The 6,243-nt window shown below is 72.2% G+C and carries 5 protein-coding genes; 4 read left to right on the top strand and 1 reads right to left on the bottom strand.

The genetic code is table 11. The annotated features are described in order from the left end of the window. Positions 1 to 203 precede the first annotated feature (203 nt). On the top strand, positions 204 to 704 hold the full coding sequence (locus tag FFA01_RS08550) for a hypothetical protein (RefSeq protein ID WP_146854987.1): 501 nt from the start codon (positions 204 to 206) through the stop codon (positions 702 to 704). A 537-nt stretch (positions 705 to 1,241) separates the two neighbouring features. Here the strand turns inward: FFA01_RS08550 and FFA01_RS08545 are convergent. Beyond that, a complete protein-coding gene (locus tag FFA01_RS08545; protein WP_182501150.1) occupies positions 1,242 to 2,240 on the bottom strand; it encodes a LacI family DNA-binding transcriptional regulator in 999 nt (332 codons plus the stop codon). A gap of 177 nt (positions 2,241 to 2,417) precedes the next feature. On the opposite strand from FFA01_RS08545, the gene FFA01_RS08540 reads away from it, so the two are divergent. Genes FFA01_RS08540 through FFA01_RS08530 form a run of 3 tightly spaced genes read left to right on the top strand, consistent with a single transcriptional unit; the run spans position 2,418 to position 6,194 of the window. After that, positions 2,418 to 4,040, top strand: a complete 1,623-nt coding sequence (locus FFA01_RS08540) for a sugar ABC transporter ATP-binding protein (protein WP_146854984.1) — start codon at positions 2,418 to 2,420, stop codon at positions 4,038 to 4,040. Further along, positions 4,037 to 5,068, top strand: coding sequence for an ABC transporter permease (locus FFA01_RS08535; protein WP_146854982.1), 1,032 nt, complete (start codon positions 4,037 to 4,039; stop codon positions 5,066 to 5,068). The genes FFA01_RS08540 and FFA01_RS08535 overlap by 4 nt, the downstream gene beginning before the upstream one ends. After that, positions 5,061 to 6,194, top strand: coding sequence for an ABC transporter permease (locus FFA01_RS08530; RefSeq protein WP_146854980.1), 1,134 nt, complete (start codon positions 5,061 to 5,063; stop codon positions 6,192 to 6,194). Before FFA01_RS08535 ends, FFA01_RS08530 begins: the two co-directional genes overlap by 8 nt. Positions 6,195 to 6,243 lie beyond the last annotated feature (49 nt).

Here is a 6,243-nt window from a genome sequence, read left to right as displayed (position 1 = left end):
CGCGCCGGCCGCCCGCGCCGGCCGCCCGCGCCGGCCGCCCGCGCGGCCCCATAGCCACCGCACCGCGTTCCGCGCACCGCACCACGTCTAGTTCCGGTGCGCTGTTCGGGACGCGGTGCGGTCGTCACGAAGAGGTCACGAGACGCGCCGGGCCCTTGTCAGCAGAGCGGCGGCTTGGTTCGCTGAGCGGAAGGGGGTCGCACATGGACGCACCATCGAGGCGGGCGGCGCTTGCTACGGGGTCCGCCGTCGCCGTGCTCTGCGCGCTGCTGGGGCTCGGGCTCGCCTCGTGCGCGCAGACCGCCGCGAACGGACCGGGAGGCGCGCCCGACGATCCGATCGCCGCCGCTCGGGCGCTCGAGAACGCCGGTGGGATGGTCCGCTCGGGCGACGCCACCGAGACCTGCGGCGAGTTCGCGGTGCAGCAGGGTGACGAGTTGCCCCGGTCCGCCCTCGACTGCCTCGCCGATGCCTCCGCGGCGGGGGCCTCCGCCGAACTCGCCTGGTCGGCGCCGACGACCGAGGGTGACCCGATTGTGTCGTTCGCGTTCGTCGGTCCGGGGATCGAGGGCGTCGAGACTTTCACGACGACGGCGTTCGACTCGTACGGTGGGGGAGTCGACGGTTCCTGGACGGGCACGCTCTGCCCGGATCCACGCGACGTGTCCGCCCTCGGCGACTGCCGCCCCCTGCTCGAGGGCTGACCCGCCGCGAGCCCGCCGCACCGCGATCGGAACACCGCACCGTGTCTAGTCCCGGTGCGGTGCACGAGAGGCGGTGCGGTGCACGGAACGCGGTGCAGTGCACGGAGCGCGGTGCGCTGCACGGAATGCGGTGCAGCGCCGCGCGAACCCCGCGGCGCGGGCTGCGCACCGTGTTTCGTGCGCGGCACCGGGTCTAGAGCCGGTGCGCTGCACGAAAGGCGGTGCGGACCGGCGCCGTGCCTCGCAACCCGGTGCGCTGCACGAAAGGCGGTGCGCTGCACGGAACGCGGTGCGGTGCACGGAGGGCGGTGCGGTGCACGAGACGCGGTGCAGCGCCGCGCGAACCCCGCGGCGCGGGCTGCGCACCGTGTCTCGTGCGCGGCACCGTGTCTAGTCCCGGTGCGCTGTACGAAAGGCGGTGCGTTGCGCGGAACGCGGTGCGGTGCACGAAAGGCGGTGCGTTGCGCGGAACGCGGTGCGGTGCACGGAACGCGGTGCGGTGCGCAGCAGCGGCACCCCGGGCCGAGGAGGCGCGGCTCAGCCGGCCGAGACCCCCGGCGTCGTGCTCTCGCGCACCACGAGCTCCGGCTCGAACACGATCTGCCGCGGAGCCCGCTCGGGGTCGTCCGCCTCGTCGCCCAGGATCTCGACGGCGGTCTGGCCGATCAGCGCGCTGGGCTGGCGGACCGAGCTGAGGGGCACCACGGCGGCGCGGGCGAAGTCGATGTCGTCGGGCACCCGCACGTCGCCCTGCATGACGAGCGCCTGGAGCACGCCCATCGCGGCCAGGTCGTTGGCGGCGAACACCGCGTCGGGCCGTCGGTCGAGCGGGCGGCGGGCCAGGGCGGCGGCGGCCTCGCGCCCGTTCTGCACGGTCAGGGCGGCGACCTCGACGACCTCGAGGGTCGCGCCGGGCACCGCCGCGACGGCCGCCCGCGCCCCCTCGAGACGGTCGGCCACCTGCTGCAGGTCGCTCGGCCCGCCGACGAAGGCGATGCGACGTCGACCGAGACCGAGGAGGTGCTCCGTCGCCAGGTACCCGCCCCGCACGTCGTCGACCGACACCGACGAGAACTCCGTGAGGTCGGCCCGGCGGTCGACGAGGACGGCGGGCATGCCGCGCCGGCGGAGTCGACGCAACCGGTCGGACACGTCGCCGACGGGCGAGATGAGGATCCCCATCACGCGACGCTCGTCGAACAGGTCGAGGTAGTGGGCCTCGCGCTCGACGAGCTGGTCGCTGTTGCCCAGCAGGATCACCCGGCCCGAGGTCTCGGCGGCCGCCTCGGCGCCGCGGGCGACGTCGGTGAAGAACGGGTTGCCCCCGTCGAGGATGATCAGCCCGATCACCCGGCTGTCGCCGCCCCGCAGCTGGCGGGCGGCGTCGTTGCGGACGAAGCCGAGGGTCGCGATGGCGTCGCTCACCCGGGCGATGGTCGATTCGCTGACCTTGGCGGGGTTGTTCAGCACGTTCGACACCGTGCCGACCGAGACGCCGGCCGTCTCGGCGACGTCGCGGATGCTCGCCTGCCTCATCGCGCCTCCCCGGTCGTCGCGTGGTCTCCGACGAGTGTGCCACGCCCGTGACCGACCTGTGACCGACACCCGAGCGACGGCTCTTGACGTCGACGATCGTCTGCCCCTACAGTCGGCACGAACCGAACTTGAAACGATTCACTTTCTCGATGACGAGAACGACGAGGAGAACGATCGATGACGATCGAAGCCACATCCGGCGGGCTGTCGCCGACGGCCCCGGTGCTCGAACTGCGCGACGCCCGCAAGACGTTCGGGGCGGTCGTGGCCCTGTCCAGCGGCAGCGTCCAGCTGCGGGCCGGCGAGATCAACGCGCTGGTCGGCGAGAACGGCGCGGGCAAGTCGACGATGGTGAAGATCCTCGCCGGCGTGCACCAGCCCGACAGCGGCGACTTCCTCTTCGACGGGCACCCCATCGTGTTCCGCAGCCCGGCCGAGAGCAAGGCCGCCGGCGTCAGCGTCATCTACCAGGAGCCGACGCTGTTCCCCGACCTGACCGTCGCCGAGAACATCTTCATCGGCCGGCAGCCGACCACGCGCCTCGGGTTCATCGACCGGGCCGCGATGCGCGCCGACGCCCGCGCGCTCTTCGAGCGACTCGGCGTGCCGATCGACCCCGACCGCGTCGCCGAGGGGCTCTCGATCGCCGACCAGCAGATCATCGAGATCGCCAAGGCCATCTCGCTCGACGCCAAGGTGCTGATCATGGACGAGCCGACGGCCGCCCTCAGCGGCGTCGAGGTCGAGCGCCTGTTCGGCGTCGCCCGGGCCCTCCGCGACCGCGGAAGCGCCATCATGTTCATCTCGCACCGCTTCGACGAGGTCTTCGGTCTCAGCGATCGCATCACCGTCATGCGCGACGGCGCCTTCATCTCCGAGCACGCCACGAGCGAGGTGACCACGAACGAGATCGTGCGCTCCATGGTCGGCCGCGACGTCGACCAGCTGTTCCCCAAGCAGGAGGCGCGGGTCGGCGACATCGTCGTCAGCGTCGACGGTCTGACGCGAGCGGGCGTCTTCCACGACATCTCGTTCGAGGTGCGGGCCGGCGAGATCGTCGGGCTCGCCGGTCTGGTCGGAGCGGGCCGCACCGAGGTCGCCCGGGCCCTGTTCGGCATCGACCGCTACGACGCCGGCTCGGTGACGATCGGCGGGCGACGGCTGGCCCCCCGCGACCCGTTGGCCTCGATCAAGGCGGGCATCGGCTTCGTCCCGGAGGACCGCCGCAAGCAGGGCCTCGTCATGGACATGTCGGTCAGCCGCAACACGACGCTGACCCTGCGGTCGACCCTCAGCCGCCTCGGCCTGGTCAGCGCTCGACGCGAGCGCGAGGCGGCGGCCGACTGGTCGCGCCGCCTGCAGGTCAAGACCGGCAGCCAGGAGCTGGCCGTGTCCACCCTGTCCGGCGGCAATCAGCAGAAGGTCGTGCTGGCCAAGTGGCTGGCGACCGATCCCTCGTTCCTGATCGTCGACGAGCCCACCCGCGGCATCGACGTCGGCACCAAGAGCGAGGTGCACCGTCTGATCAGCGACCTCGCCGGCCGCGGCATCGCCGTGCTGATGATCTCGTCCGAGCTGCCCGAGGTGCTCGGCATGGCCGACCGGGTGCTCGTGATGCACGAGGGGCGCCTCACCGCGACCCTCGACCGCGCCGACGCCACGCCCGAGACGGTGATGCACGCCGCCACCGGCGCCGAACCCGCCGTCGTCGGCGCCGAACCGGCCGCCGTCGGCGCCTCGGCCGCCACGAGCGGCGCCACCGGCGGACCCGCCACCCCGACCACGGAGACCGCCCGATGACGACCTCGCACGCCCTCGCCCCGAGCACCCCGACGAGGCGCAACCCCTTCGGCACGCTGGTCCGCCAGCGCGAGGTGCCCGTCGCGTCCGCCCTGGTGGCCCTGGTGATCATCACCACGATCGCGAACCCGCTGTTCCTGTCGGCGCAGGGCGTCAAGGACCTCATGCTCAACGCGACGATCACGGTGATCATGGCCGTCGGCCTCGGCACCGTGATCATCACGAACAACATCGATCTCTCGGTCGGCTCGATCCTCGGCCTGGTCGCCTTCGGCACCGGGTCGGTGTTCGCCGCCGCACCCGACATCCCGATCGTGTTCGTCTTCCTCATCGGGCTCGCCCTCGGCGCTCTGCTCGGGGCGATCAACGGTTTCCTCGTCACGGTGGCCCGGGTGCCGTCGCTCGTGATCACCCTCGGCATGCTCTACATCTACCGGGGCGTCAACAACGCCTGGGCCGGCGGCCAGCAGTACTTCGCCGGGGACCGCCCCGCCGCGTTCGGCCGCCTGTCGGTCGACACGGTGCTCGGCGTCCCGATCATCACGGTCATCGCGATCGTCGTGGTCGTGCTCGTCGCGGTCTTCCTGGCCCGCACCCGGCCGGGGCGCGACCTCTACGCGATCGGCTCCGACGATCAGGCCGCCCGCCTCTTCGGCATCCCGGTCAGCCGCCGCGTGCTGACCGCGTTCGTCCTCAACGGCACGCTGACCGGGCTCGCCGGAGTGCTCTACGCCTCGCGCTTCAACTCGGTCGGCGCGACCACCGGCACGGGTCTCGAGCTCGACATCGTGGCCGCGGCCGTCGTCGGCGGCATCGCCATCTTCGGCGGCTCGGGCAGCGTCGTCGGCGCCGCGATCGGCGCCGTGCTGCTCACCACCATCACGAGCAGCCTGACCGCGCTCGGCGTCGACAAGTTCTGGCAGCAGGCCATCGTCGGCATCCTCATCCTGACCGCCATCCTCGTCGAACGGATCGCCTCGATCCGCAAGGCAAGACGACTCCGCACGAGCGAGGCCACGCATGCCTGACCAGACCACCACCTCGACCCCGGCGACCGGCGTCGCCGACGCGGGCCGCGCCTCCTCGGCTCCCGTTCGCGAGGCCCCGGCCATCCGCCGCGATCCCGAGTCGGCCGCCGAGCGGAAGCTCCGCCGGCGGCGTCGGCTGACCGGCCGCGGCGCGATCATGATCTACGCGCTGCTCGGCACGCTGATCGTCTGCGCGCTGACCGTCCCGCGGTTCGCCAGCGTGCAGACCACGGGGTTCCTGCTGCTCGACGCGATCCCGATCCTGATGATCGCGATGCCGATGGCCCTCGTCATCATCACCGGCGAGATCGACCTCTCGGTCGCCAGCACGGCCGGTCTGACCAGCGCCGCGATGGGCGTGCTCTGGGCGGCCGGGTGGGGCATCCCCGAGATCTTCGTCGTCTGCGTGCTGATCGGCATCGGCTGCGGGGCGTTGAACGGCCTGCTCGTCACCGCCGTCGGCCTGCCGTCGCTCGCCGTGACCATCGGCACGCTCGCGCTCTACCGCGGACTCGCGCTCGTCGTGATCGGCGACAACGCGGTCGCGAACTTCCCGCCCGCTCTGACGGCGTTCTTCACCTCGAAGATCGGGGGCACCGGCATCCCCACCGTCATGATCGGCGTCGCCGTGATCGTCGTGTTCTTCGGGGTGCTGCTGCACTTCAGCTCGTTCGGGCGCGCGCTGCCGGCCATCGGCTTCAGCAAGGAGGCCGCGAGCTTCGTCGGCGTGCGCGTCGGCCGCGCCAAGTTCTGGATGTTCGTCGCCACCGGCGTCGTCTCCGCCCTCGTCGGCATCTACTGGACCCTCCGCTACTCGAGCGCCCGCAGCGACAACGCGACCGGCATCGAGCTCGCGGTCATCGCGGCCGTGCTGCTCGGCGGGGTCTCGATCTTCGGCGGCCGCGGCTCGATCCCCGGCGTCGTCGCCGGCGTGCTGATCATCTCGAGCGTCAGCTACGCGCTGCGGCTCGGCGGAATCAGCGACGTCGTGCTCAACGTCGTCACCGGCCTGCTGCTCGTCGGCAGCGTCGTCGCCCCCAGCCTCATCGCGGTCGTCCGCGAGAGACGCCGGTCACGACGGGCCGCGAGAGACGTGCTCGCCGCCTCGGCGGTCGCCTCGGCCTGACCCCGACGGGCCCCCCAGTCCGCACCACCCGACCCACCCCCACGCATCA

It is taken from the genome of Frigoribacterium faeni, assembly GCF_007988805.1.
Classification (GTDB): Bacteria; Actinomycetota; Actinomycetes; order Actinomycetales; family Microbacteriaceae; genus Frigoribacterium; species Frigoribacterium faeni.
The sequence above is the reverse complement of the archived record's forward strand: the minus strand, read 5'-3'. Positions and strand labels throughout refer to the sequence as shown.